Source organism: Paenalcaligenes sp. DL 309 (assembly GCF_057475285.1).
Genome location: NZ_JBYBKW010000002.1, coordinates 174780 through 201399 on the forward strand (window position 1 = coordinate 174780; position 26620 = coordinate 201399).

Sequence of the window (26620 nt, forward strand, 5' to 3'; positions counted from 1 at the left end):
TTTACTCGGATTTTAATAGTTGCTGAAATTTAGCGCGAATTTGTTGAGCTCGATTGGGCGTATTATTCATGGGTAAGGCTTCTTCAGCTTGGGTCCACTCTGCTAACGATGCCGGATATAAACGCACCTGTGGGAGCCCCCCTATTTCCGACAACACAAACCAGTTGGTAGCAGCCCAATGACCGGTATTACAAAAGGAGACAGTTTGTGGCGCATGATCTAAACCTTGTTGGGCAATCTGCTGCCTAATCTGATCTGCTGGCTTTAGTGTGGCACTTTCTTCATTAAACCACTGCTGATGCTGGGCATTTTTAGCGCCGGCAATAGTGCCTGGGATACTCGCAGTGGGCGCTTTGACTTTACCTTCATAAAAAGCCTGCGGCCGTGCATCAATCAGCTGATAATCATTATCTTGATTATTATTGTTGGTATTTATTTTTTGTAATAACTCCTCTTTGAAAATCACAATGCTTTCATCTGGTTGTATTTCAAAGCGGCTGGCTGTAAGGGTGGGCACTTCCACACTTTCCGGTAGCTCGGCACGTTGCCATTGCTGGTAACCACCATTTAACACGCTTAAATGCGGTAGACCTGCATACTTTAGCGTCCAATACACCCGCGCTGCCGCTCCAAAATCGGTTTGACTATCCCCTGAGGAATACACCACTAGATGTTGATCGCTATCAACTCCTAGACTACGTATTAGCTGTTGTAAGTCTTCAGTGCCAATGAGTTGCCCCGGATTGGTGGCCGGACCACGCCATTGGTTATAAGGAACAGAAACAGCCCCCGGTATATGTCCCGTCGCATAATCACTAGATGGGCGAATATCGATCACACGCACCGAAGGCAGTTCAACTAAAGCCGCTAATTGATGCTCATCCAATAGCGGTTGTGTTTGTGCATAGGCATTTGCTGAGATAACGCTTAGGCTTAAACTTAGTATTAGCCATAAAAAAAACGCCCTCGCGGCGTATAAACCTTCCATTTCCACCTCTACCCAAAATAATCAGCATGAAACTGTATTTTGGCATAGAGGGGAATTGAGCAAAAACAACCTATGGCTATATGCTTATATGACTTTAAGATATATAAGGTAGCTAATACGATCTAAGCAGAAACAATGGGGATGTTTTTAATCATTTGCTGCCAATGCGCCGGGCCAGTGGTATGTACGGACTCACCGGTAGAGTCCACCGCTACTGTTACTGGCATATCTTTAACATCAAATTCATAGATGGCTTCCATGCCTAAGTCTTCAAAGCCCACCACCTTAGCGCTTTGAATGGCTTTAGATACTAAGTAAGCCGCACCCCCTACGGCCATTAAATAGGCCGATTTATGCTTTTTAATAGCTTCGATAGCTACCGGGCCACGCTCGGCTTTCCCAATCATGGAAATTAATCCGGTTTCAGCTAGCATCATTTCGGTGAAGCTATCCATACGCGTAGCAGTCGTCGGGCCTGCCGGGCCAACCGCTTCATCATTTACTGGATCAACCGGCCCTACGTAATAAATCACGCGATTTTTAAAATCCACCGGTAATTCTTCTCCCGCAGCGAGCATGGTTTGGATACGCTTGTGCGCAGCATCACGGCCAGTGAGCATTTTTCCGGATAGTAATAAGGTTTCACCTGGCTGCCAACTAGCCACTTCTTCGGGAGTTAATGTATCTAGATTCACAGCTTTGGATTTATTGTAATCCGGCGCCCACTCCACATCAGGCCATATATCTAAAGAAGGAGCCGTTAAAGTAGCGGGGCCAGAGCCATCTAGAACAAAATCCACATGACGTGTAGCCGCACAATTAGGAATCATCGCAATAGGCTTGGAAGCTGCGTGCGTGGGAAAGGTATTAATTTTCACATCTAACACTGTGGTTAAACCTCCTAAGCCTTGCGCGCCTATACCTAAGGCATTGACCTTTTCGTATAGCTCTACACGCAGCTCTTCTAGTGGGTTTTGAGGGCCTCGCTGTAAAAGATCGAACATATCCATCTCTTCCATTAAGGATTGCTTTGCCATGAGCATCGCTTTTTCTGCGGTGCCGCCTACACCTATACCCAACATGCCCGGAGGACACCAACCCGCGCCCATTTCTGGAATTTGCGCTAAAACCCAATCCACAATAGAGTCACCCGGATTGAGCATAGCAAAGCGGCTTTTATTTTCAGAGCCACCGCCTTTAGCCGCCACCCCCACTTCCACCTTATCACCCGGCACTAGTTCAACACTGACTACACAAGGGGTGTTGTCACGAGTGTTTTTACGTGCAAAGATAGGATCATCAAGTACAGAAGCCCGTAGCGGATTTTTTGCATTAGTATATCCTTGACGTACCCCTGCATCACAAATGTCTTGCAACGAGCGGGCAGAATCAAAGCGCACGTTCATCCCCACTTTTAAAAACACATTCACCACCCCGGTGTCTTGACACATAGGTCTATGACCTTCAGCAGACAGTTTAGAGTTGGTGAGAATTTGGGCAATAGCATCTTTGGCCGCAGGGCTCTGTTCAGACTCATAAGCGCGCGCTAAGTGCGCTATATAATCCGCCGGGTGATAATAGCTAATAAATTGCACTGCATCGGCAATGGATTGTATTAAATCGTTCTCTTTAATAACTGTGCTCATAATAATGAAAAATTCATAAGGTGAATAAAAGAAAAATCAAAAAGAAACTATACTTCTTCAATCGGGGTTTCTTTGTTATTCGTTATATTACTTACTTTTTCTATACAATAGAGCCTTAGAACTAGCAATTAGCTAGTTATCACACCTCATACGTTTATTTGGTCTTCTTGCACATGCTTAGTTTTCAACAATTAATTCTTAATCTCTCACACTACTGGGATCAACAAGGCTGTACCTTATTACAGCCCTTTGATATGGAAGTGGGTGCTGGCACCTCGCATACTGCCACCTTCTTACGCGCTATTGGCCCCGAACCCTGGTCTGCCGCCTATGTGCAGCCTTCTCGTCGCCCAGCTGATGGCCGTTATGGTGATAACCCCAACCGTCTACAGCACTATTATCAGTATCAAGTCGTACTGAAACCGGCTCCTGAGAATATTGTTGATTTATATATAGGTTCCTTAGAAGCCATCGGTATTGATCCTAAAATCCACGACATCCGCTTTGTAGAAGATGATTGGGAAAACCCCACACTTGGTGCTTGGGGCTTAGGTTGGGAAGTTTGGCTCAATGGCATGGAAGTCACACAATTCACGTACTTTCAGCAAGTAGGCGGCCTAGATTGCGTACCCGCCACCGGTGAAATCACTTACGGCCTAGAGCGCTTAGCCATGTATTTACAAAGTGTAGAAAGCGTGTATGACTTAGTCTGGACCAAAGACGCCCAAGGTAATGCCATCTATTACCGTGATGTATTCCATCAAAATGAAGTGGAGCAATCCACCTATAACTTCGAGTACGCCGATACCGACATGCTATTTGCGCATTTCAACAATCACGAAGCCGAAGCCAAAAAACTCATTGAAATCCCTCTAGCCCTGCCTGCCTATGAGCAAGCGCTTAAAGCCGGCCACACTTTTAATATGCTCGACGCTCGTGGCGCCATCAGTGTGACTGAGCGCGCCACCTATATTGGTCGTATTCGTAATTTAGCCCGTGGCGTGGCGCAAGCTTATTATAACTCCAGAGAAGAACTCGGTTTCCCTATGCTGCCTAAACATAAAAATCAGGCTGCCAAGGAGGCCAACTAATGTCAGTACAATCTATGTCTAATCGCGCCTTACCTTTACTCGTTGAACTACAAACTGAAGAACTCCCCCCTAAAGCCTTAGAGAAAATGGGCCAGGCTTTTGCCGATGGCATAAGTAAAATATTGAAAGAGCAGCACCTTATCAGCCCTGATGCTGTAATTACTCCTTATGCCACGCCTAGGCGTTTAGCCGTACATATTGATGCCGTGGCAGAACAGGCGGTTGATCAAGCCTTTAGCGAACGACTCATGCCCACCAAAGTGGGCATAGATGCTGAAGGCAATATGAGTATGCCCTTAAAAAAACGTCTGGAAAGCAAGGGCTTAGGCCATTTATCTTTGGCCGATCTTGAAATCAAATCCGATGGCAAACAAGAGCATCTGTATGCCAATGGTATGGCAAAAGGCGCTGCCCTAAAAGATGTGATTGATGAGGCCATCAACTATGCCGTTACGCACTTACCTATTCCTAAAGTCATGCGTTATCAGCTAAACGATGGCGTCACCAGTGTGCGTTTTGTACGCCCAGCGCATGGCTTAGTCGTATTGTGGGGAGAGACCGTCTTAGCGGCCCACACCTTAGGTTTGGATTCCAGTAACACCACCCTAGGGCATCGGTTTATGTGTGATGCGCCTATCGTATTAACGAGCGCTAACACCTATGTAGAACAGATGGAAAATACCGGTTGGGTGATTCCTTCTTTTACAGAGCGCAAAGAAAACATTCGTAAGCAGTTAGAGGCGGCGTGCGAAAAATTGCATGCAAGCCTAGGTTCAGACCCGGAAGTTCCTGAGCTCTTAGATGAGGTGACTGCCTTAGTTGAGCACCCCACGGTGTATGTGGGTGAGTTTGATCCGGTGTTTTTAGAAATTCCTAGCGAATGCCTAATCTTAACCATGCGCCTTAATCAGCGGTACTTCCCTCTTTTCAATCCTGAAACTCAAGCCTTAACCCATCAGTTTTTACTCGTCAGTAATATGCAGGTAGATGATCCTTCACATATTATTGAGGGTAACCAACGGGTGATCTTACCGCGCTTAGCAGACGCTCAGTTTTTCTTTGACACAGATCGTAAACAGCGTTTAGTTGAACGAGTAGACAGCTTAGAAAATAGTGTCTATCACAATAAACTGGGTTCACAACGCGTGCGTGTAGAGCGTCTGCGCCGCTTAGCCGTGTATCTAGCCAAACAGCTAGGGGCCAGTGAAGCGCTAGCTGACCGTGCAGCATTACTAGCTAAGGCCGATTTAAACACCCTCATGGTAGGTGAATTCCCCGAGTTGCAAGGCATTATGGGTGCTTATTATGCCCAGGCTGATGGTGAAGACGCTCAAGTGGTTAATGCACTGCGCCATCAATACGAGCACCGTATCCACACCCCCGTCAATGAAGAAAATCTTATTGCCACGATTTTATTTCTAGCCGAACGCGCTGAAACCTTAGTGGGCATTTGGGGCATCGGCTTAGCCCCCACCGGGGAACGCGATCCCTATGCACTACGCCGAGCTGCTCTGGGTGTTATTAGCGCCTTTGAGCAACTTAATAATGGGGGCTACTTTACGGATCATGTTTTAGATTTAGAGGCTCTATTGCACTATTCAGCAGCAGGCTTTGACGCGGATGTACTCAGCACTGAAGCGGTGGATGAAGTCATAAACTTTATCTATGAGCGCTACAGGAATCAGCTGGTACAAAATCAAAAACTGGACCGTAAGGTGGTAGAGGCTGTCTTAGCTGTACACCCCCCATTACAACAAGTGAATGCCCGTATTGCTGCTTGTGTGACTTTTTCCCAGCGTCCAGAGGCTGAAAGCTTAGCTGCTGCAAATAAACGCATCAGTAATTTACTGCAACGTCATACGGATCCTATTTCTCTATTAAATCCTCAGCTATTTACTGAAACAGCAGAAAATCAATTAGCCGCTACTATTAACGAACTGGCTCCTATTGCTGAGCAACAGTTTCTACAAGGGGATTTCAGCGGTTCTTTAGCCACTTTAGCCGGTGCCAAAGAGCCGGTAGACGCCTTCTTTAATGATGTAATGGTGATGGCTGAAGACCCGGTTGTGCGTAATAACCGCTTAGCTTTATTGCAGCAATTACACTTGTCTATGAACCAAGTGGCTGACTTATCGTTACTTGCTTAAACCATGCTTACTGTAAAAACTGCTATTCTGGATCGAGATGGTGTCATTAACTTTGACTCCAGCGAGTTTGTTAAAAATCCAGATGAGTGGATTGCCATTCCCGGTAGCCTAGAAGCCATTACCCGACTCACTCATGCCGGTTGGCGAGTGGTTGTGGCTACCAATCAATCGGGTTTAGCACGCGGTTTTTTTGATATGGATACCCTAAATTCTATTCATAACAAAATGCACCAGCAGCTAGCAGCGCTAGGGGGGCGTATAGACAGTGTGTTTATTTGTCCCCATGGCCCTAATGATGGCTGTAGCTGTAGAAAACCATTACCAGGGCTGTTTTTAGATATTGCAAGACGCTATGAGTTAGATCTGAGCCATTGTGTTTCTGTAGGGGACTCCTTAAGAGACATAGAGGCAGCGCATAATACAGGCTGCCAAACGGCTTTGGTTTTAACTGGCAATGGCACTAAAACTCAACAACACCCCCTCCCCGATGGCTGTAGTATTCACGCTGACTTAGCCACCGTGGTGGATTACTGGCTCAAAAATTACTAATGCTGTATTTACGTGCGGTTATTTACCAATTGTTCCTTATTGTTACGGTTATCCCGTATGCCATAGCTTGTCTATTGTGGTCTCCTTTGCCAATAAAATGGCGCTATAAACTCACCATAGGCTGGCCGCGTCTGGCCATTTGGGGCGCTAAAGTCATTTTAGGTATTAAGTGGCAAGTTATTGGTAAAGAAAACCTACCCAATCGTCCAGCGGTGGTCTTATCTAAACATCAATCCGCCTGGGAAACTATGTTTTTAGTTTCTCACTTTCCTAATGATCTGTGTTTTGTATATAAGCGTGAATTACACCGCATCCCATTTTTTGGCTGGGGTTTGGCGTTATTAAACATGATTCCTATAGATCGCTCTAAAGGTAGAGACGCGTTTGAACAGGTGGTGCAAGTGGGTCAACAGCGCCTTGACGAAGGGCGTTGGCCCATACTTTTTCCCGAAGGCACGCGTGTGGCACCGGGTAAATCAAAACGCTATAAGCAAGGTGGCGCTGCTTTAGCTACCCGCTGTCAGGTACCCGTTATCCCCATTGCGCATAATGCCGGTGAACGCTGGCCCCGTAATGCGTTCATTAAAACTCCAGGCCTCATTACTGTTTCTATAGGCCCTATTATTGAAACCGAGGGCCGCACGGCAACAGAAGTGAATCAAGCCGTAGAAACTTGGATTGAAACCGAAGTACGACGTTTAAACCCTGAACGCTATTTAGATGACGACCTTACCTAAAAATACCCGCTGGCAACACCGCACACTAAATAACCAAAATGTTCGCTTTATTTTGAAACGCTCTAACCGTAAAAGTATAGGTTTACGTATTAGTGATGAAGGCTTGATTATTACCGCGCCCACTTGGGCAGCTAACACTCATATTAATGAGGCCTTAGAAAAAAAAGCTAACTGGATCACCACAAAACTACACGAGCGCTCTGAGCGTTTAGCGCAACAAGCCATGAGCCATACCCTATGGCAAGAAGGCGGTAAGCTGCCCTATTTGGGTGTGCCTATTACATTGCAGTTAAATCCATTATTAACAGAAATCGTCTTTAGTGGTGATGTGAGCACCCCTACGCCAACAGACCGCTTATGTTTGCACCTAGACACCACGGCAGATAGTCAGCGTGTTCAAGACCTATGTCATAGTTGGCTGCAGCAACAAGCCAAGCGGGATTTAACCCTACGCCTACAGCTTTTTTTAAGTAAATGCAGTTATGGTGAACGTTTTAAGAAGCTACGCTTAGCAAACCCTGCCAAACGCTGGGGCTCTTGCTCTAGTAATGGCACCATTATGTTAAATTGGCGTTTGATTCATTTCCCCCCTGCTATTATTGATTATGTGGTGGCTCATGAGGTGGCGCATCTCAAAGAAATGAATCACAGCCAGCGTTTCTGGCAAGAGGTGGAACGCTTACTGCCTGATTTCTATACAGCCAGGCAGCAGCTCAAGCAATTTGACCCCACCAGCCTCCCCCTATTTTAATTTCAATTACCCTTATTCTCTCATCCCTAAGGAGTTCTTATGCGTATTCTTCATACCATGCTTCGCGTTGGCAACTTACAGCGCTCTTTAGATTTCTACACCGATGTACTCGGCATGAAATTACTACGCCAAAAAGACTACCCAGATGGCAAGTTCACCCTTGCCTTTGTGGGTTATGGCCCTGAAAGCGAAACCGCCGTACTTGAACTCACCCACAATTGGGAAACAGACAGCTACGATTTAGGTGATGGCTATGGTCATATTGCTCTAGAAGTGGAAGATGCTTATAAAGCCTGTGAAGACATCAAAGCCAAGGGCGGTAATGTAGTGCGTGAAGCGGGCCCTATGAAGCATGGCAACACCGTGATTGCCTTTGTGGAAGATCCCGATGGCTATAAGATCGAACTTATACAAGCCAAAGGCCGCCAAGACTAATTTAATCTTACCTCCATTTTCGGCGTTTTCTCATCATGCTTAATACCCTCTGGTTACTTTTTTTTGTGTTCGCTGCGCTCAGTGGTGCTTACCAGTGGTTAGTATTAGATAACGCCGAAATTTTTGCACAAATGGTGCAGTCATTATTTGAAATGGCTGAATTGTCTGTGCAAATTATGATTGTGCTCTTTGGTACGCTTAGCTTGTGGTTGGGATTTTTACAGATTGCGGAAAAGGCGGGGATTATTGAAAAACTTGCTAAGTGGCTAAGCCCATTATTCACCCGACTTATGCCAGAAGTGCCTAAAGGCCACCCTGCTCTAGGGCTCATTACCTTAAATTTTGCGGCTAATGGCCTAGGTTTAGACAATGCCGCCACGCCTATTGGCTTACGGGCTATGCGGGCCTTACAGGAACTTAATCCAAATCCTAAGTCTGCCACTAATGCGCAGATTTTATTTTTGGTACTTAACACCTCATCCTTAACGTTGCTGCCCATCAGTATTTTTATGTATAGGTTGCAACAAGGGGCAGCTGACCCCACGATGGTGTTTTTGCCTATACTTTTAGCGACTACCGCCTCCTCATTAGCCGGACTCATTGTAGTGGCTATAGTGCAGCGTATTAAGCTGTGGGATCCGGTATTACTGCTTTGGCTAGGCAGTGCCATCATCGGCTTAGGGCTATTTATGGCCACCTTAGCCACCATGAGCGCAGCCGCACTCAATCACTTCTCTTCCCTATTAGGAAATCTCAGCTTACTCAGTATTATTTTTGTATTCCTATTTATAGGGTGGCGTAAAAAAATTCCGCTCTATGACAGCTTTGTAGAAGGCGCTAAGGGTGGTTTTGCTGTGGCTAGGGATTTATTACCCTATCTTATTGCTATGTTATGCGCTATAGGGCTATTGCGGGCTTCAGGGGCCTTAGATGTGGCTTTAAACAGCATACGCTGGGTTGTAGATGGCCTAGGCTGGGACAACCGCTTTGTGGAAGCCTTACCTACGGCCTTGATGAAACCATTTTCTGGTGGCGCAGCGCGTGCTTTACTCATAGAAACTATGCAGCACCACGGCGTAGACAGCTTTGCAGCGTTATTATCTGCGACTTTTCAGGGCAGCACCGAAACCACTTTTTATGTATTAGCGGTATATTTTGGCTCGGTGGGCATTCAACGCGCTCGGCATGCTGTGGGCTGCGCTTTAGTGGCAGACTTAGCTGGCATAATGGCAGCCATTGCCGTGAGTTATTGGTTTTACGGTTAAGAAGATGTGCGTAGATGCGGCGTTAATGCATCACTTAAAGCGATGTATTGCTGCAGGCTTATGGCTTCCGCCCTATCTGTAGATGCAATCCCCACCGCCTCCCAATCAATGTGCTCAACCCACTGCGCTAAGGCTCTACGCAGCATCTTACGGCGCTGGCTAAAGGCTTGCGCCACCACAGTTTCAAAGACTGCAGCATCCTTTGCTTGAGGCCGGTCTGCTCTTAAAGGACGCATACGAACTATGGCCGAAGTGACCTTGGGTACGGGATCAAATGCTTCAGGATCTACCTCAAACAGCTTTGTAATACGATAACGTGCCTGCAACATCACAGAGAGCCTGCCGTACAAACTATCACCCGGCTTTGCTGCCATACGCTCCACCACCTCTCGTTGTAGCATAAAGTATTGATCTTGCACTTGATCTGCATACTGCATGAGGTGAAATAATAAGGGCGTGGAAATATTGTAAGGAAGATTACCTACAATACGTAAATTATCACCAAACTGAGAAAAATCGACTTTTAATACATCAGCAGAAATAATAGTTAGTTTGTTATCTGGGTATTTTTTTTCCAAAAACTGCACTAAATCTCTATCAATTTCAATCACTGTGAGTTGCTCAACCGCTTCTACCAATGGTTGAGTCAACGCTGACATACCTGGTCCAATTTCTATCAACGTATCGGTATATTGAGGGTCTATAGCGCGCACAATTTGGTGAATAACTCCCTCATCGTGCAGAAAATTTTGTCCAAAACGCTTACGCGCCTGATGTTTTTGCATGTGCTTCCTATTTACGACGGCCAGAGCTGGATTGCGAGTCTAAACGATTATCGATAAATGCTTGGCTACGAACTTGATTAAACCAGTCATCAAAAGCAGGCTCTATTCGTTGCTCGTGTAGCGCTTGACGAGCTTGCATACGGTAAAACTCATTACCCACATCGCGCTCTCTACGGTCCTCTACACGAATAATATGCCAACCAAACTGTGAACGAACTGGCGCACTAATTTCCCCTACCGCTAAACCATCCATCACTTGCTCAAAAGCAGGTACGGTTTCACCGGGATGTAACCATCCTAAATCCCCACCTTGTGGGGCGGTAGCGTCATCAGAATGTGCTCTGGCCAACTCTTCAAAACTTTCACCATTCTGTAAACGCCTCGCGATTTGATTAATGCGTTCCTGCGCTTTCTCATCGGTGGTAATGGCATCTAAAGTAATCAAAATATGACGAGCTTTTGTTTGCGTAACAATTAAGGCGTCCTTAGCATTGCTCCCAGTAGATGCCGTCTGAGCTTGGCCTTTATTAAGCACTTTTAATATATGATAGCCAGCGCCACTTTGTACTACATCAGTCAGCTGGCCGGGAGTTGTGTTTTCAATCGCTTTGACAAACACATCTGGCCAACCTTCTAAGGGTCTAGCCCCCATCACTCCCCCCTGCAAGGCCTCAGGTCCATCAGAAGAGGAAGCAGCTAAACCCGCAAAATCTGCACCTTGACGCGCTTGCTGTAATAAATCTTCTGCCTTTTGCTTTAATTCAGCACGGGTGCTGCTGCTCGCGTCTTCAGGGACGCGAACTAAAATTTGTGCTAATTCTATGGGCCCTGTTGCTGGGCTAGCTGCGCCTTTGGTTATCTCGGGACTTATACCCTGAGTTTTAAGATAGATATCAATCTCTGAGTCGGAAATACTAATGGTCGGATCAATCACACGCTGCCGAATCTGATCAACAATCACTTCCTGACGTAAGCCTTTAAGATAATCATTCCAACTCATGCCACTTTTTTCTATTTCTTGGCGTAACTGTGAAACAGTGAGGTTATTATTTCTAGCCACAACCTCAGCGGCCTCCTCAATATCAACATTATCAGGAGACAATCCCATATTCGCTGCCTCTTGATAAAGCAACCGCTCATCAATTAAGCGTTGCAACACTTGCTTTTTCAAGACCTCAGGTTCAGGGATGGGGATTTTTTGCGCCTGCAGATTTTTAGTAACGGACTCTACCTCCAACTGTACATTTCGAAGGGTAATCACTTCACTATTAACTACGGCAGCAATTCCATCTGCTGAAGTTGTGCTTTGAAGAAAAGAATCATCTGCTTGACTTTGTGCTTGCACAAGGCCGCCACCCACCACACTTGCTGCTAGGAATACAGCAAAGCTGAAATGACGTGTTAGTTTTTCTACCTGCATTTACTCGTACCTCTCGAAAGTGGTTTTCTCTGGTATAGGTGAACTAATGGACTCATAGCCTATAATGCGTTCACGTAATAAATTCATCGGATCAGTACCTAAAGAGCCCAAACCCGTTAATTCCAATTGGAAAAACACCGCACTATTACTCTTTTGTGCCGATACGGCATAACGTTGCACCACAAAACGACTAGTCCAACAGCACTCACCCTTATACTCCAACCCTAAAATGGTTTGAGTGCTGCGTTTATCTTGTAAAGAGTAATCTACTCTCCCTAAGGCATACACCTTTTGAGTCAAGGGCCATTGTGTGGTTAATGACACCTGCTCTTGGGTGCGGTTTTCTTCTGCGGATGTGTACTGGTAATTTGGATTATCAAATGCACGTGGATCCCGCTCATATCTATAGGAAGCAGAAATAGTGGCTAAACGTTTTGGACTCCAACGCACATTTGCTGTCATACGATTACGATCGCGGGTTTCTGGGTTCAGTTGCGCATCAAAACGCACTGTAAAATCATCCGTAAGCGCTGCCTGAGCCCCAAACAAATAATCAGAACGGGTGCGCTCTGCAGGATGCTCAAGCGGACCAAAACTACCTAAAAATACCTGTTGTTCATCAAAATGAAAACGTTGTGCTGCCTGCAAAACAATACGCTCAAACCCCGTATCCGCATCTAACCAGCGGGTACTTAAACCCAAGGTTAACTGGTTGGCATTCGCGATACGATCCCAGCCGCCACTATAAATATTTTCACTAAACGCTTGAGAAAAATTAAAGCTAGCTACACTAGTATCTAAATTAGGAATCGCATTTTGATTATGATAGGGTACGTATAAATAATAAGCTCGTGGTTCTAGGGTTTGAATAGAATCTATACCAAATAAGGAAGTATCACGTTCAAAAGTTAAGCCCGCATCTATTGAAGATATAGGCACCACACGACTCACACCACTTTGTAAGTTACGTTGTGCCACATTACTGACTGATTTCCAATCGGTATCATAATGACTCAGATGCAATGCTACCTTCGGCGTTATATACCAGGCAGGTTGCACAACAGGATAAGCAATGGAATTATAAGACTTAACGCGCGTGCTATTTGGAGCTAAACGATTTTTTCTATATAAATCAAATTCGCTTAAACTACCATTATAATAAGGCATGACAAAATGCGTGGCGTAATTTTGGCTTTGCACATCAAAGCCATGCCAATTATAACGCGCCCCGTGCAATTCAAACTGCGGTAAACGATCATACTGAGGAAGTCTATAAGACGAACTGCCATCTTGTAGAGTTTGATATTTTGCTACTGATACCGCCGCATTAAAATACTTAGCACCAGACCAAGTAAAACGTGCGTCACTCAAAAGCTCGGTAACTGAAGCCTCATTAATACCAAAGGTAGAAAAATCACGGAAGTAGTTATCATCGGAAACGCGATGGTAATTATATGAAAAACCTATGCCTCGTCCTAAATACTGACTATGTGTGGTGTTTAATGACCAACGATCTGTTTTGGTTAGTTTGTCATTAGATAAATAGGAGCCAGACACTTGCCCATTGTAGCGGGCACCTAAATACCTAAACTCACCTTGCATCTGTAAGCCCCGTTTGCTTAAGTATCGGGGGGTTAAAGTAGCATCATAATTTGGCGCTAAATTAAAATAGTAAGGAACCGCCAACTCCAGGCCACTATTGGAAGAATAGCCATACGTCGGCATTAACAGACCACTTTTACGCTCTTCGCGTAAAGGAAAGGTTAAATAAGGCGAATAAAGAATAGGCACATCTTTGAAATAAAGTACTCCATGCTTTGCTACCCCGGTATTATCTTCATTATAAAGATCGATGGTGGGAGCTTTAATAAACCAAGAGGGTGCAGGGCAAGGACAGCCACTGTATTCAACCGTTTTTAAACGCAGATGATCATTTGACAAAATCTGCGCCTCACTGGCCGTACCTGAGCCACCGGCACCACCAAACATAAAAGAAGGCTGATCTATATGGCCAGTCTCAGCCTGCATGTTGTAATCAATAGCCTCACTACGGATAATAGTGCCTTCACGTATGAGGCTTCCGTTACCGCGTATTTTTACGCTACCTTCAGTTGGGTGGTAATGAATTTCATCCCCTTTAGAAATAGCATCGAGGCGGCGCACTTGGGCTTTGCCAAGTAAATGAATTTCACCATCTTCGGTACGCGACAACTCATCTGCAATAAAATAAGCAGTAAGATCATCATCTGCTACGTCATGCACACGTAAATGCGAGGCCATTTCAAGCCGTGGCTTACGTGGCTCAGAAGATAGAGCGGTATTTAATGCTGCATCTATACCTAAACCCGCTAAAATTGTGAGGGCTAGCCCAATTGATCGCACACCCATTGCGTCCTTTATCTATATAAATCTCGCCTAAACTTGTACCTACTTATATGATAGGCAAACCGTGAACCGCTATTATAGTGATATTTATTTGCTTAATGCTTTTTAAAGTTTTTTTATGTCTAACTCTACTGCTCAAATACGTCAAAAACACCTACTTACTTGGCTCAACACGCTGGTTGAAACCTATCAACTAAATCTCAACACCCTAGAAAAAGCCTCTAGCGATGCCAGCTTTAGAAGCTACGAACGCATCCAAGGAGCGAATGCTTCTTATATTGTGATGGATGCCCCACCTAGCCAAGAAAACAATGCTGCCTTTATTGATATACAAGTGCGTTTAGCGCAGGCAGGTATTAAAGTACCAGAAATCTTTGCCTATGAAGAGCAGTATGGTTTTTTGTTACTTAGTGATTTAGGCAGTCAAAATTATTACATGGCTCTGCAAGAAGCTCTAGATCCTCAAGCTCTACAAGCTATGTATAGACTGGCCATCGATGAATTAGTACGTATGCAACAAGCAGACACTAAAGGTTTAGCTGTTTATGATGCTTCGCGTATGCTGGCTGAGCTACAGCTTTTTGAAGAATGGTATATAAAGCAGCACTGCAAAACAGAACTTAGCGCTACAGAAAAGCAAAATCTTCACGCCTTGTTTACTCTTTTAGTGGAAGACAATGTACAGCATGGCCAGGTATTAGTGCATAGAGATTTTCACTCACCTAATATTATGATGCCTACTGACGCAAGCTTACAGCCTGGCATCATTGATTTTCAAGATGCCATCATAGGACCCATTACCTATGACATTGCCTCCTTAGTGATGGATGCACGTCACAGCTGGGATGAAGACCAGCAACTAGACTGGGCCATTCGCTATTGGCAAGCTGCACACCAAGCCGGCCTAGACATTGATACCGACTTTGCTAATTTTCACCGCGCTTATGAATGGATGAGCGTGCAACGTAATCTACGCATCTTAGGAGTGTTTAGCCGTTTGGCATTACGCGACAATAAACCGCATTACTTAGATCACATACCTCGGGTAACGGAGTATTTACGCCAAGTCTTTGTACGCTACGAAGAATTCAAAGCCTTACGCTATCTGTTTGATCGTTTGGAAAATAAGCAAACCGTATTGGGAATCACTATCTAATGCCTACTCCAGCTCCCTTATCCGCCATGATTTTGGCCGCGGGGCGCGGTGCCCGCATGCGTCCCTTGACTGATCACACCCCAAAACCTTTATTAACAGTAGGTGATAAAAGCCTTATTGAATGGCACCTAGAGCGCTTAGCCCAGGCTGGCATCACACACGTTGTGATTAATCATGCATGGCTGGGTTCGCAAATAGAAAAGCATTTAGGTGATGGCAGCCGTTATGGGGTACAAATACAGTACTCAGCTGAAAGCTCTGCCCTTGAAACCGCCGCTGGCATCAAAAAAGCTCTGCCCTTAATAAGCAGCTCACCTTTTTTAGTTATTAGCGCTGATGTATGGACGGATTGGAATGCGACCTTAGCGTTTTATATGGCTGAGCGCTTACAAAGAGAAAATGCCTTAGCCCATTTATTACTCGTGCCTAACCCAGATCACAATAACGAGGGTGATTTCAGTTTTGATACTCAGACTGGTTTATTACAGCATAAAAGTCCAGCTAATACGCTTAGCTATACCTACAGTGGTATAGGTGTATTCAAGGCTGAACTTTTCACTGAGGTATCTGCTTTTATCCCCACCCCTTTACGCGATCCTCTGCATGCCGCGATAAACGCTCAAAGCGCTATAGGAACCCCTTATAAAGGGATATGGGCCGATATAGGCACTCCCGAACGATTGCAACAAATAGAACAAAGCTTGGCTTAGAAAGACTAACAGGCTATTATTTTTCTTTTACCCTATCTACCTACAGGATCGATTTATCTCATGTTAGGTTCTAAACGCCCCGTATTTAAACCCACCGCTTATGGTCATAGCCGTCGTAAGCGTCGTATTCCTCGTTGGTTAGTATTGATGATTACCGGTATGGTTTTAGGTGCTGGAGGCTTGCTGTTTATTCAAAAAAGCTACGGTCCCCCAAAACTAACCGTAGAGCAATCGCAAAAGCTACACGATGAAATCAACAGCGTAAAAGCTGAAAATCAACGCTTACAATCACAAATCACACTTGCTGAACGTGAACGTACTGAGAGCTTAGCCAAAGTGGAATCCATTCAAGGCCGTCTAGAAAATCACGACAGCATTGTTAATGCCCTCAAAAATGATATTTCCCTTTTTGCTAAGTCTATGCCTGCGGACCCGCGTAACACTTCACCAGGTATTCGAGCGGCAGACTTACTTAATGATGACGGCAAACTGGACTATACCGTTTTACTCATGCAAGACAGTGAAGATGCCTCTGCCTTTAAAGGTACTATGAACTTTAACGTCATGGGACGTTACCCAAATGGCCGTACTGGCCATGTAGATTTAGACCCTATAGAGGTAGATTTCGGTCATTATGTACACGTCCAGGGCGTGGTAGAGCTGCCTTCAGGGATGGTGGCACGCCAAGTGACCATTCAAGTGTTTCCTGAAGGCAGTCAGCGTGCTGCAGCCAAACGCATAATTAATGTGCAATAACCATTGAAGCCTAAAAAGCCGGTACTATCGCCCCTTGGTATTTATCGGCAATAGCTTGACGTATGGTGTCAGAATGCAGGGCTTCAACCAGTTTTTTGATGTCTTCGTCATCTACTTTATCGCTATTAGTGACGACTATATTGGCATAGGGCGAGTCAGCGCCTTCAATGAATAATGCATCTTCTAATGGGTTTAGACCCGCTTCTAACGCATAGTTAGTATTGATGAGGGCTAAATCCACATCCGCTAATACGCGCGGTAAAGTAGCGGCTTCTAGCTCTTTAAATTTCAACTTTTTGGGGTTTTTAGCAATATCTCGTGAAGTGGCTAAGATATTGGTTGGGTCTTCCAATTCAATTAGACCTTGTTGCTGCAGTAGCAATAAGGCCCGTGCACCATTAGACGGGTCATTAGGCAAAGCCACTAAAGCACCATCTTTAAGCTCAGCGAGCTCTTTAATCTTTTGTGAATAAGCGCCAAAAGGCTCCACATGCACTAAGCCTACAGACACCAGTTCGGTTTTATGCTCGGTATTAAAACTATCTAAATACGGCTTATGCTGAAAAAAATTCGCATCTAAATGGCCATCAGCCACTTGAGCATTAGGTTGCACATAGTCGGTAAACACCTTCACATCTAGCTCTACCCCCTGCTCAGCTAGTATAGGCTTCACAATTTCTAATAGCTCAGCGTGCGGTACAGGTGTGGCGGCTACAGATAGTTTACCAGCATGGGCAGAGCCCACAGCTAAAGCGGCCAACGATAATGCAAAAGCGGGGAGTAGTTTTTTAATTTTCATCTATATATCCTTTAGTTTTTACTGCGTTTTACTATGTAACCAAGCGGCGAGTCTATCGCCAAACATTTGTAACAACTGTACCAATACTACCAGTATTAAAACGGTAACTAGCATCACATCGCTTTGATAGCGTTGATAACCAAAGCGCAGGGCTAAATCTCCCAAACCGCCACCACCAATTACACCAGACATAGCCGAATACCCTACTAGGGTAATGGCAGTCACCACCACAGCAGCTAAAATACCTGTGGTGGCTTCAGGTAATAAGGCCATTAATACCGTTTGGCGGGAATTCGCCCCCATGGCTCTACAAGCTTCAGAGACGCCGGGGTCTAGCTCACGTAATACATTCTCAACCAGACGGGCAAAAAAGGGCGCTGCACTCATAACTAAGGGAGGAATAGAACCTTGCACACCTAAAGATGTACCTGCCAAAATCCGGGTGAGTGGAATCATCACAATCAAGAGAATCAAAAACGGAATAGAGCGCAGCACATTTACCACCAACGACAAACTTTGGTAAGCCGCTCTATTTTGCATTAATTGCCCTTTAGCAGTTAAAAACAAAATAATGCCCACAGGCAAGCCAATAATAACAGTAAATAATAACGAAAACCCCGTCATCAATAAGGTATCTACTGTGGCTTCAGCTATCAGAGGCCAGTCCACATTATCAAAACTCATCATGCCCGTAGCACCTCATACTCCACATCATGCTCAGCCAATAAGGCTTCCACCTCTGACCAGCGCGCTTTGTCTTCTTTTACCGCTAACACTAGCTGTCCGTAGAGGGTGTTTTTCATGTCACCCTCTGCTAATAAGGATTGGGTAACCGTGTGCTGTGGATTAGAAAATATCTGTTTCACTGCTCCCATCTCCACCAGCTTGGCAGCTTCTATCACAGCGACTCTATCGCAAATAGTACGAATCACATCCATACTATGCGTAATTAAGACAATAGTTATACCCAAGCGCTCATTAATTTCGGCCAGTAATCGTAATATAGATTGTGTGGTTTCAGGATCCAATGCTGAGGTGGCTTCATCGCACAGCAATAGCTGCGGGTGATTTGCAAGCGCGCGTGCAATGCCTACACGCTGCTGCTGGCCGCCTGAGAGCTGGCGAGGGTACTTATGCACATGATCGCTTAGCCCAACCAGCTCCAACACCTCTAAAGCACGCTCTTTTTGCGCTTTACGGTTTAAACCAGCTAGGCGTAAAGGAAAGCACACATTATCGAGCACAGTACGCATCTGTAACAAATTAAAATGCTGAAATACCATGCCTATTTTCTGACGCTCTTGACGTAAGCGTGCTTCAGATAATAGGCAAAGATTTTGCTCTTGCAGCCAAACAGCCCCTTGAGAAGGCCGCTCTAATAAATTGAGCATACGGATTAAAGTGCTTTTACCCGCACCTGAGCGGCCAATAATTCCAAAGATCTCGCCAGCACGAATTTCTAAGTTAATATCATCTAAGGCAGTAATGATTTTATTACCTGAGGTGTAGGTTTTAAAAATGTGTTCTAAACGTATCAAGGTATAATTACCAATAAAAATTCATCAGAAGGAAGGTGTTTTATGTACAAAGTTATAACTGCCCTGCAGCATACTTGGTCTTTACTGCACCAAAAAAACGTCACAGTGCCCTCTGACGTAGTTCAGCGCAGCCTAGCTATTGTAAAGCAACTCAAGCAGCAATCTACCAATAAGCAAATTACTGAACGCTTAGTTTTACTACAGCAGCAGCTAGTACAAATGTATTTACATCAGCTTTTAAGAACACTAGACCTAAAACTCTGCGCAGAAAAAACACCTTGGCTACATATGTCGCCAAACTCGCCTCTACCACAAGCTTTAGAAAGCATGGGTGCAGAGTGGCGTGAGGCCATTAAAAATAGTAAAGAGAACCCCCATGAGCGCCTGAGATTAGCATTGCAGATGCTACCTTACAGTACAGCATTTAATGAAGCTGCCATTGCGCTACGCGCTATTTTACGCGAAAACTCAACAAACACAGAAGCAGCCCTACATTTACTATATTTATTAGCCGTTATGCATTCTTTTATTGCCCTAGAGCCCGAGACGCCTAATGGTGATAAGGTAGTTACAGCGATTAGCGGCACTGAAATACTGGCTTTGGATTACCACTATAAAACCTTAGGTGCGGAAGCACTACCTTTGCTAACTATTACCGATAAAGCACATATAGAAGAAGCTTGGGGGCCTGCTCAACAGCATTTGCGTCTTAGCGACTTACACCCTGAAAGCTGGCAACACTATCAAGAAAAACTACTCTAAGAAACCAATCCCCCATAAAAAAAGCCCAATGGCCTGCAACCATTGGGCTTTTTCTTTACTGCTTTGCTATGTCATCAGCAAAAATAAAAACGCCACCTAGTATAAATAAGTGGCGCCTTTGAATTTTGGTTGGTGGGTCGTGCGCGATTCGAACGCGCGACCAACGGATTAAAAGTCCGCTGCTCTACCGACTGAGCTAACGACCCAACCGAAAGATGTAATTATTGCATGACTAATAAGTCTTGTCAATCATTATTTATAAGAATTTTATAAATAACTGCACCTTTTGATTTTTGCTCTAAAGCAAAGACGTAACTATAGCACGTTTTTTTATTATGTACACAATTATTTTCATGCCGATTTATAACTGTATACAAACATGCACAAACTTAGTTTAGCGCGCAGGAGAAATACGTACTTCAGCACCTCTACGTTTCACCTCTAACCCTTCGGAAGGCAATATTTTCAAGCCTTCTAAACCTTTGATATAGCTAGAACCTTGCATTTGCATCACTCGAATTTTATTGCGCATAACAGCTGGACTTTCTTCAGGCATACCAAACATCCATACTTCTTCTAATAAGCGTGCTGAGTTAAACTCACTAGTATTTAAAGCATCTAAACCTAAACAAAGCATATAGCCATCGCGTCCAAACACCGGTAAACGGTCTAAGCCTGCCTTCACTTTCCAAGTGGTGCCGCCTTCATAACGCCAGCCAGTAGAAATATCCCACCAATCGCTGCCTGCCGGCAAATAGACCTCAATCTCATCACCGGGGGTTACAAAAGGCGCAATAAGTAAGGTGGAACCAAACATATATTGATGCGGCCAATTAGCCACTTCAGGATCTTCAGGAAACTCTAAAGCCAATGAACGCTGCACCGGTAAACCACAACGTACTGACTCTTCGATAATGCCCAACACATAAGGTACCAAGCGATAACGCCAACGTAACCAATGCGCAATTAACTCTTGAGTTTCCTCGTCAAAAGATTGGGGCATAAGGCCATCTATGGCTTGGATATGGAAATTAGCCGAAAACACCCCCATGGCTAACCAACGCAAATACAGCTCAGGTGTCATTACTTTAGGATCTATGGGGTGATTAACGGATCCCAACTGGTGGCTTTGTGCGGTTATACCGCTATTACCGGCGGCTAACGCAGCCTGTAAAGTGTTAGCTAGACCTTCCCAATCATTGGTGACATCAGGCCCTAACTGCCAAGCAAATCGATGTGCTGAGGGGTATAAATCACGACTAGCCACTAGCCCTTCTTGGGGCGTTTTATGACCGGCAAAGGCATCAAAAATCGCTGAGCGAGCAAGTAAAGGATAGACCGTACGCAACTTTGCGCCACTCTCGCCACTGCGTGCGGTAATGTGATCAGGTAAATCATACTGCACATTACAAATCACACCGCCTAGTTCCTCTTCGTAAGACTGACTTAAGCGCTCCACCCACAACTTATAGGCATCTTTATGCGTAAGATCCAAGAGCGCAAAATCTTTGCCTCCTGTGAGCTCATTACCCGGGAAAACAAAGGCAGAACCATCATCATCGTTAATTAAGAGCCAGCCTCTATCTTCCCACTCGTCAAACATTCCCGTGCCCACCAACACGCCAGGGAAAGTGGAAACCACCAGTTTAAACTGCGCTTCATCAGCCGCTGCAATGGTGTGACGTATTTCACCGATACGGTTACTGTCCCATTCAAAAAGAGGACGATCAGCGCTAAAACCTAAAGGAGCGGGCGGCGCCATGTGTACTACATCAATACCCACCTGTAACGCTTTAAGCTCTGCGATATGAGTGTGCGCCTGCTCTAAGTCTTGACCTGCAATTTGATCTAGCCAAACCCCCATAGGCCACAAGCCTGGCTGCCCGGCTCTACCAGTAAGCGCGGTGTACTGATTAAGAATATCTAAAGGTCTGCCCACAAAAATAAACAAATCCAATACGGTGTCATGAATGGTTAAATTGTAGTGTTCAGCATCGGTATGCGCCACATCGTGTTCTACACGCTCAAAGGTATTGATATAAATACCCCAACCCCGATTGCTCCAGGCCAAAGGTAAAACGCGATGACTTGGGTTATCAGACACTAATAAACTACCGCGACGGTTTAAGTCGCCTTGGGTTTCACCCAACCCATAAATACCTTCTTCGGTCTCTAGGTTTATGGATAACTTCCAGTTGTCAGCGTCATCTTGTAGTGATTGGCTTTGCCATAGCAACTGCTCAGCCGTATAAACGCGCAAGGCGAAGCTGTTTTTATCTATCTCTACAGCCGCTTCGCCTTGCTCTATGCGCCAGCCCGTGGCTTGCTCAATCACCTCCAGCTCCCCAACGGGATCGAGGCGTGTGAGTAGCATTTCAGCATACTGCTGATCACGTGGCCGCACGCGCTCAGGCTGTATATGTTTTAGCGACCCGAAGCGTAAGCGAAATACTCCTGGGGCATGGGCTTCTATACGAAGCAGTTGATCATCCGTAGCAGCAAAATCAGCGCTAGACGTTTTAGTAGAAATAGAGCTTAGAAGATTAAACAATTGCGTCACATCATCAAAGTGAGTTTTGGACGGCACAGTGCGATCCTCAAGGGCAGAGCCCAAAACCTTGGGTTAAAAACACTATTCGGCAGCAGTATTTACTACCACCGAATAATTCATCATTTATTACTGTATTACTATATGTATTGTATGTATTAAGCATACGTACTAAGTTGGGCGCAGAGACAATACACGAGCCAAATCACGCTCAATAACAGCAGGCTCTGCACTCAACTGTGTAGTTATTATATCAGCAGCTAAGGCCGCCCAACTAAAACCGTAAGACCCATAGCCAATATTTAACCACAGCCCCGGTAAAGCTTGACTCACCATAGGCAAATGGTCTTTAAAAGCGGCTCGCAAACCAAACCAAGAACCTAAAGCCACCGGCTGAGTTTGCTGTAATGACAGAAGTTGAGATACTTTTTGCATAATCTCAGCCTGCGCCGCACTGCTAATGCCCAATTCTGGGGCGCTGTACGTACTCCCTACTATACATTGTGAAGGCGTGAATGGAATCACATAGCCAGACCCAGCAATAATCCCTTGAGGCTGCTGGCGCAAAGCTGATGCACTAATCACATTACTTTGCCCACCTAATACATCCATGTTTAAACCCGGCAATGCAGACGACGCCAATACGGAAGTCAATAAAGCAGGCGCTTGAGCCGCATTAGCTACCACCAAATGCTCTGCTTCTAAATGCTGACCTTGGTCTGTAACCACCTCCCAACCTGACTCCTGTGCAGATATAGTCATCGCTGACTGGGCCAGCGGGGTAATTAGTGGATGCCGTAATAACTGTCGTAATAACTGCTGCGGGTACACACAAACACCACGAGGGAAATGCAAAACCCCATGAGCAAAATCAGCTTGTGCCAACTGGTTTGCCGTTTGTGCATCCCTATATTGTACCCAATCTGTATCGAAACCGAGCATTTGTACAGTTTTTTGCGCATTTTCAGCTTCTGTGGCACTTAAACTTGCCACGAATGAGCCACAAGCAAATAAGCTATGTCCTAAAAAAGGCTGCCAGCGCTGTAAAGCCCTCTGTATACCCGCACGGCTCAAACGGGCACGGGGTGCATCATCAGGTGTAATAATCGGCGTCATAGCCACGGCCGCATGGCCTAAATGCGCACCACCTAAGTCTTGAGCAAAAACAGGGTCGATAACGGTAGAAGCAATACCACGCTGTGCTAGCGCATACGCCGTGGCAGCTCCAGCAATACCACCTCCCACAATCAACACCGGCTGAGTGGGCTTAGCTAGGTATTTATGACCTAAATGAGGTCGTAAACGAGCACGAATCATATGACGTTTATAGGCAAATCCGGGATGACGCTCCACGATAAAACCAGCATCTTGCAAATCTTGACGTACTTGCGAGGCCGAACACCATGTGGCTGCCGTGGCGTTTGGTGCGGCCATACGCACTAGCTGTCCAAACACCTCTTTAGACCACATGGCGGGATTTACGCGCGGCGCAAAGCCATCTAAATAAAAAGCATCGGCATAACACTGCATACGGCGCGTGGCTTGATGAATATCACCAAAAAATAGCGTTAGGCTTAGGGCTCCTTTCTCAAGTTCTAAGCGATGAATACCAGGTAGCAATAAAGGCCATTGCGCAAGCAAGGTATCGGCCAGCTCACGTAACTCAGTCGGCGTATTTTGCAACATACGCTTCAGGTCTGCTCGGGTAAAAGGATGCGCTTCAAAAGAGACAAAATGCAGCCGCTGACTGCGCTTAGGATCCGCCTTCCATGCGGCCCAAGTGGCCAGAAAATTATTTCCTAAACCAAAACCGGTTTCTAGAATAGTAAACTGATCTCGGCCCTGCCAACGTTCAGGTAAGCCGTTACCTTGCAAAAACACATAATGCGCTTGCTCTAAAGCACCTGATGCGGAATGGTACAAATCATCATAGCGATCACTGCGTGCTATACCTGTATCATTAAATGTAGGAACGGCCGGTACTAATGGCTCAAAAGCTCGCGTCATATTTTCTTTATCAATTAGAATTAGTTATAGGTGTATATATTTATATAAATATATTTATTACAGTTTAGGTGGATTTATGCAGCACACATCCTTAGCATTAAGTAGCAGCCTAGAGACGGCGGTACACGCCGCTCATGCGGGTGCCGCTATTTTACAATCGTATGCGTCTAATCGCAGTGAATTAGTCATTGACCTCAAAATGAAAAACGACTTAGTCTCACAAGCCGACCACGAGGCTGAAGAAGCCATTATTGCCTTACTACATGAACAAACACCCGATTTTAGCATTGTGGCCGAAGAAAGCGGGGGCCAAGCTTCGGGCTTAGCGCATTGGTGTATAGACCCCCTTGATGGCACCACAAACTTTTTACATGGTATACCCCACTATGCGGTTTCTATTGCACTCGTAGCCCACGCGGGAACAACGGTTAATGGTGAAGTCTTAGCAGCAGACACCCCTGTGATTGGCGTAATTTATGACCCAAATCGCGAGGAAATCTTTACTGCTATGCACGGCGTGGGCGCTTGGCTTAATGGTCATCGTATCCAATGCGCCTGCACTGATGTCCTTAATGAAAGCGTCTTAGCTACCGGCTTTCCTTTTCGAGATTTCAGTTTTGCTGAACAATACATGCCAGGCTTTGAAAGCGCATTGCAAAAAAGCCGTGATATACGCCGCTTTGGTTCTGCTGCACTAGACTTAGCATGGGTAGCTTGTGGCCGGTTGAATGGTTATTGGGAAATGGGCTTGGCCCCGTGGGATGTGGCTGCAGGTACCGTACTAGTACGCGAAGCCGGTGGTATTAGCGAAGACATGTATCAGCAACTGGCGTGGCCCAGTAATGGTTATGTGTATGCAGCTAATCCTACTTTGGCTAAGGCTTTATTAGAAATGATTCAACCTCATCTAACTGCCCCTTCTACTTCCACACAAAGGTAATACCATGACTACACTACCCCCCTTTACTGCTTGGCAAGAAGAATTCATCGCTATTCGTCGTGATATACATCAATACCCTGAGCTGGGTTATGAAGAATTCAAAACCGCTGATAAAATTGCACAACTTTTAGAAAGCTGGTCTATTCCTCTGCATAGAGGTTTAGGTGGCACAGGAGTAGTGGGTATTTTAGAAGGTAATCAAGGCCCAGGTGGTCGCATTGGTTTACGAGCTGACATGGACGCTTTACCTATGCCTGAGCAGAACAACTTCCCTCATAAAAGCCGCCACGAAAACATCATGCATGCGTGTGGGCATGATGGCCATGTGACCATGTTACTGGCTGCTGCCAGATATTTGGCAAAGCACAATGACTTTGCCGGTACGGTGTATTTTATTTTTCAACCGGCTGAAGAAGGCTTAGGGGGCGCCAAAGCTATGATAGACGATGGGCTTTTTGATTTATTCCCTATGGACGCGGTTTTTGGCATGCATAACTGGCCTAATATGCCTGAAGGCCATTTTGGTCTATGTAAAGGCGCTATTATGGCTTCCAGTAATACCTTTGTGATTGATATACAAGGTAAAGGTGCGCATGGCGCCATGCCGCATTTAGGCGCCGATCCCGTGATGGCGGCTCTACATATAGGCCAAGGCTTACAATCTATTATTTCCCGTCATATAGACCCTTTAGAAAATGCCGTATTAAGCATTACGCAAATCCATGCAGGCTCAGCAGACAATGTAATTCCTGACACAGCGCAGTTACGCGGTACTGTACGTACCTTTAGTACAGAAACCCTAGACCTCATTGAAGAAAAACTGCACACTATTACCCAACACAGCGCACAAGCCATGGGTTGTACTGTAAGCATTGAGTTTGACCGTCGTTACCCACCCACTATTAATCATGCTAAAGAAACCGAGTTTTGTGCTGGGTTATTACAAGATTGGCTAGGAGCGGCAAAGGTCACATATCCAGTTACTCCTTCTATGGGAGCAGAAGACTTCTCTTTTATGTTAGAGAGCGTTCCTGGCTGTTATTTATTTATTGGCAATGGCGAAGGCGATCATCGCATAGCCGGTCACGGTTTAGGGCCTTGCACCTTACACAACGGCAGTTATGATTTTAACGATAATTTACTCCCTATAGGTGCTACTTACTGGGTGAAAGTGGCAACGCAATGGTTGAAAACCGTATAATTGA

23 protein-coding genes and 1 tRNA gene are annotated in these 26620 nt (G+C 45.3%); 13 read left to right on the top strand and 11 right to left on the bottom strand.

What is annotated here, in order from left to right:
* Nucleotide 1 precedes the first annotated feature (1 nt).
* Nucleotides 2–988 (bottom strand): sulfurtransferase, encoded by a 987-nt coding sequence (locus AC2UZJ_RS03520; RefSeq protein ID WP_486948740.1) that lies wholly within the window; start codon nucleotides 986–988, stop codon nucleotides 2–4.
* A 122-nt stretch (nucleotides 989–1110) separates the two neighbouring features.
* Nucleotides 1111–2634, bottom strand: a complete 1524-nt coding sequence (locus tag AC2UZJ_RS03525; RefSeq protein ID WP_486948741.1) for a fumarate hydratase — start codon at nucleotides 2632–2634, stop codon at nucleotides 1111–1113.
* Between the two features lie 173 nt (nucleotides 2635–2807).
* On the opposite strand from AC2UZJ_RS03525, the gene glyQ reads away from it, so the two are divergent.
* From glyQ to AC2UZJ_RS03560, 7 genes are read left to right on the top strand one after another with little or no spacing between them, the layout of a single operon-like run.
* A complete protein-coding gene (gene glyQ / locus AC2UZJ_RS03530) occupies nucleotides 2808–3725 on the top strand; it encodes a glycine--tRNA ligase subunit alpha (protein WP_486948742.1) in 918 nt (305 codons plus the stop codon).
* Nucleotides 3726–3739: 14 nt separating this feature from the next.
* A complete protein-coding gene (gene glyS, locus AC2UZJ_RS03535; RefSeq protein ID WP_486948953.1) occupies nucleotides 3740–5872 on the top strand; it encodes a glycine--tRNA ligase subunit beta in 2133 nt (710 codons plus the stop codon).
* A 3-nt stretch (nucleotides 5873–5875) separates the two neighbouring features.
* The gene (gene gmhB, locus AC2UZJ_RS03540) at nucleotides 5876–6421 is read left to right on the top strand and encodes a D-glycero-beta-D-manno-heptose 1,7-bisphosphate 7-phosphatase (RefSeq protein WP_486948743.1); all 546 of its coding nucleotides are present in this window, start codon (nucleotides 5876–5878) and stop codon (nucleotides 6419–6421) included.
* A complete protein-coding gene (locus AC2UZJ_RS03545) occupies nucleotides 6421–7158 on the top strand; it encodes a lysophospholipid acyltransferase family protein (RefSeq protein WP_486948744.1) in 738 nt (245 codons plus the stop codon). The genes gmhB and AC2UZJ_RS03545 overlap by 1 nt, the downstream gene beginning before the upstream one ends.
* Nucleotides 7142–7909 (top strand): M48 family metallopeptidase, encoded by a 768-nt coding sequence (locus tag AC2UZJ_RS03550; protein WP_486948745.1) that lies wholly within the window; start codon nucleotides 7142–7144, stop codon nucleotides 7907–7909. Before AC2UZJ_RS03545 ends, AC2UZJ_RS03550 begins: the two co-directional genes overlap by 17 nt.
* 39 nt (nucleotides 7910–7948) lie before the next feature.
* Nucleotides 7949–8344, top strand: coding sequence for a lactoylglutathione lyase (gene gloA / locus AC2UZJ_RS03555; RefSeq protein WP_486948746.1), 396 nt, complete (start codon nucleotides 7949–7951; stop codon nucleotides 8342–8344).
* Between the two features lie 35 nt (nucleotides 8345–8379).
* Complete coding sequence (locus tag AC2UZJ_RS03560) at nucleotides 8380–9609, top strand: nucleoside recognition domain-containing protein (protein WP_486948747.1); 1230 nt, start codon at nucleotides 8380–8382, stop codon at nucleotides 9607–9609.
* On the opposite strand, the gene rsmA is transcribed toward AC2UZJ_RS03560, so the two are convergent.
* The 3 genes from rsmA to AC2UZJ_RS03575 are packed head-to-tail and all read right to left on the bottom strand — an operon-like array spanning nucleotide 9606 to nucleotide 14202.
* A complete protein-coding gene (gene rsmA, locus AC2UZJ_RS03565; protein WP_486948748.1) occupies nucleotides 9606–10394 on the bottom strand; it encodes a 16S rRNA (adenine(1518)-N(6)/adenine(1519)-N(6))-dimethyltransferase RsmA in 789 nt (262 codons plus the stop codon). The genes AC2UZJ_RS03560 and rsmA overlap by 4 nt on opposite strands.
* A 7-nt stretch (nucleotides 10395–10401) precedes the next feature.
* On the bottom strand, nucleotides 10402–11814 hold the full coding sequence (locus AC2UZJ_RS03570) for a peptidylprolyl isomerase (protein WP_486948749.1): 1413 nt from the start codon (nucleotides 11812–11814) through the stop codon (nucleotides 10402–10404).
* Nucleotides 11815–14202: an LPS-assembly protein LptD gene (locus AC2UZJ_RS03575; protein ID WP_486948750.1), complete on the bottom strand. Its 2388-nt coding sequence runs from the start codon at nucleotides 14200–14202 to the stop codon at nucleotides 11815–11817.
* 115 nt (nucleotides 14203–14317) lie between these two features.
* On the opposite strand from AC2UZJ_RS03575, the gene AC2UZJ_RS03580 reads away from it, so the two are divergent.
* Genes AC2UZJ_RS03580 through AC2UZJ_RS03590 form a run of 3 tightly spaced genes read left to right on the top strand, consistent with a single transcriptional unit; the run spans nucleotide 14318 to nucleotide 16821 of the window.
* Nucleotides 14318–15355 (top strand): aminoglycoside phosphotransferase family protein, encoded by a 1038-nt coding sequence (locus tag AC2UZJ_RS03580; RefSeq protein WP_486948751.1) that lies wholly within the window; start codon nucleotides 14318–14320, stop codon nucleotides 15353–15355.
* A complete protein-coding gene (gene murU / locus AC2UZJ_RS03585) occupies nucleotides 15355–16065 on the top strand; it encodes an N-acetylmuramate alpha-1-phosphate uridylyltransferase MurU (RefSeq protein ID WP_486948752.1) in 711 nt (236 codons plus the stop codon). The genes AC2UZJ_RS03580 and murU overlap by 1 nt, the downstream gene beginning before the upstream one ends.
* Nucleotides 16066–16125: 60 nt before the next feature.
* Nucleotides 16126–16821 (top strand): DUF6776 family protein, encoded by a 696-nt coding sequence (locus tag AC2UZJ_RS03590; RefSeq protein WP_486948753.1) that lies wholly within the window; start codon nucleotides 16126–16128, stop codon nucleotides 16819–16821.
* A 10-nt stretch (nucleotides 16822–16831) separates the two neighbouring features.
* Here the strand turns inward: AC2UZJ_RS03590 and AC2UZJ_RS03595 are convergent, their stop codons facing one another.
* Genes AC2UZJ_RS03595 through AC2UZJ_RS03605 form a run of 3 tightly spaced genes read right to left on the bottom strand, consistent with a single transcriptional unit; the run spans nucleotide 16832 to nucleotide 19158 of the window.
* Nucleotides 16832–17620 (bottom strand): MetQ/NlpA family ABC transporter substrate-binding protein, encoded by a 789-nt coding sequence (locus tag AC2UZJ_RS03595; protein ID WP_486948754.1) that lies wholly within the window; start codon nucleotides 17618–17620, stop codon nucleotides 16832–16834.
* A gap of 18 nt (nucleotides 17621–17638) precedes the next feature.
* Nucleotides 17639–18304 carry a methionine ABC transporter permease gene (locus AC2UZJ_RS03600; protein ID WP_486948954.1) on the bottom strand — a complete coding sequence of 222 codons (666 nt, stop codon included), beginning with the start codon at nucleotides 18302–18304 and terminating at the stop codon, nucleotides 17639–17641.
* Nucleotides 18304–19158: a methionine ABC transporter ATP-binding protein gene (locus AC2UZJ_RS03605; protein ID WP_486948755.1), complete on the bottom strand. Its 855-nt coding sequence runs from the start codon at nucleotides 19156–19158 to the stop codon at nucleotides 18304–18306. The genes AC2UZJ_RS03600 and AC2UZJ_RS03605 overlap by 1 nt, the downstream gene beginning before the upstream one ends.
* 42 nt (nucleotides 19159–19200) lie before the next feature.
* Between AC2UZJ_RS03605 and AC2UZJ_RS03610 the strand changes: the two genes are divergently transcribed.
* A complete protein-coding gene (locus AC2UZJ_RS03610; RefSeq protein ID WP_486948756.1) occupies nucleotides 19201–19920 on the top strand; it encodes a hypothetical protein in 720 nt (239 codons plus the stop codon).
* Between the two features lie 130 nt (nucleotides 19921–20050).
* On the opposite strand, the gene AC2UZJ_RS03615 is transcribed toward AC2UZJ_RS03610, so the two are convergent.
* From AC2UZJ_RS03615 to mnmC, 3 genes are all read right to left on the bottom strand, one after another.
* Nucleotides 20051–20126: transfer RNA gene (locus tag AC2UZJ_RS03615), tRNA-Lys, on the bottom strand.
* Nucleotides 20127–20314: 188 nt separating this feature from the next.
* Nucleotides 20315–22507, bottom strand: a complete 2193-nt coding sequence (locus tag AC2UZJ_RS03620; protein WP_486948757.1) for a glycoside hydrolase family 31 protein — start codon at nucleotides 22505–22507, stop codon at nucleotides 20315–20317.
* A 132-nt stretch (nucleotides 22508–22639) separates the two neighbouring features.
* Entirely contained in the window at nucleotides 22640–24475 is a 1836-nt protein-coding gene (gene mnmC / locus AC2UZJ_RS03625) for a bifunctional tRNA (5-methylaminomethyl-2-thiouridine)(34)-methyltransferase MnmC2/FAD-dependent 5-carboxymethylaminomethyl-2-thiouridine(34) oxidoreductase MnmC1 (RefSeq protein ID WP_486948758.1), read from the bottom strand.
* A gap of 76 nt (nucleotides 24476–24551) precedes the next feature.
* Here mnmC and AC2UZJ_RS03630 point away from each other — a divergent pair, with 76 nt between their 5' ends.
* Both AC2UZJ_RS03630 and AC2UZJ_RS03635 read left to right on the top strand, forming a co-directional pair.
* Nucleotides 24552–25415, top strand: coding sequence for an inositol monophosphatase family protein (locus AC2UZJ_RS03630; protein WP_486948759.1), 864 nt, complete (start codon nucleotides 24552–24554; stop codon nucleotides 25413–25415).
* A gap of 4 nt (nucleotides 25416–25419) precedes the next feature.
* Nucleotides 25420–26616 (top strand): M20 aminoacylase family protein, encoded by a 1197-nt coding sequence (locus tag AC2UZJ_RS03635; protein ID WP_486948760.1) that lies wholly within the window; start codon nucleotides 25420–25422, stop codon nucleotides 26614–26616.
* The last annotated feature ends 4 nt before the right edge of the window (nucleotides 26617–26620 follow it).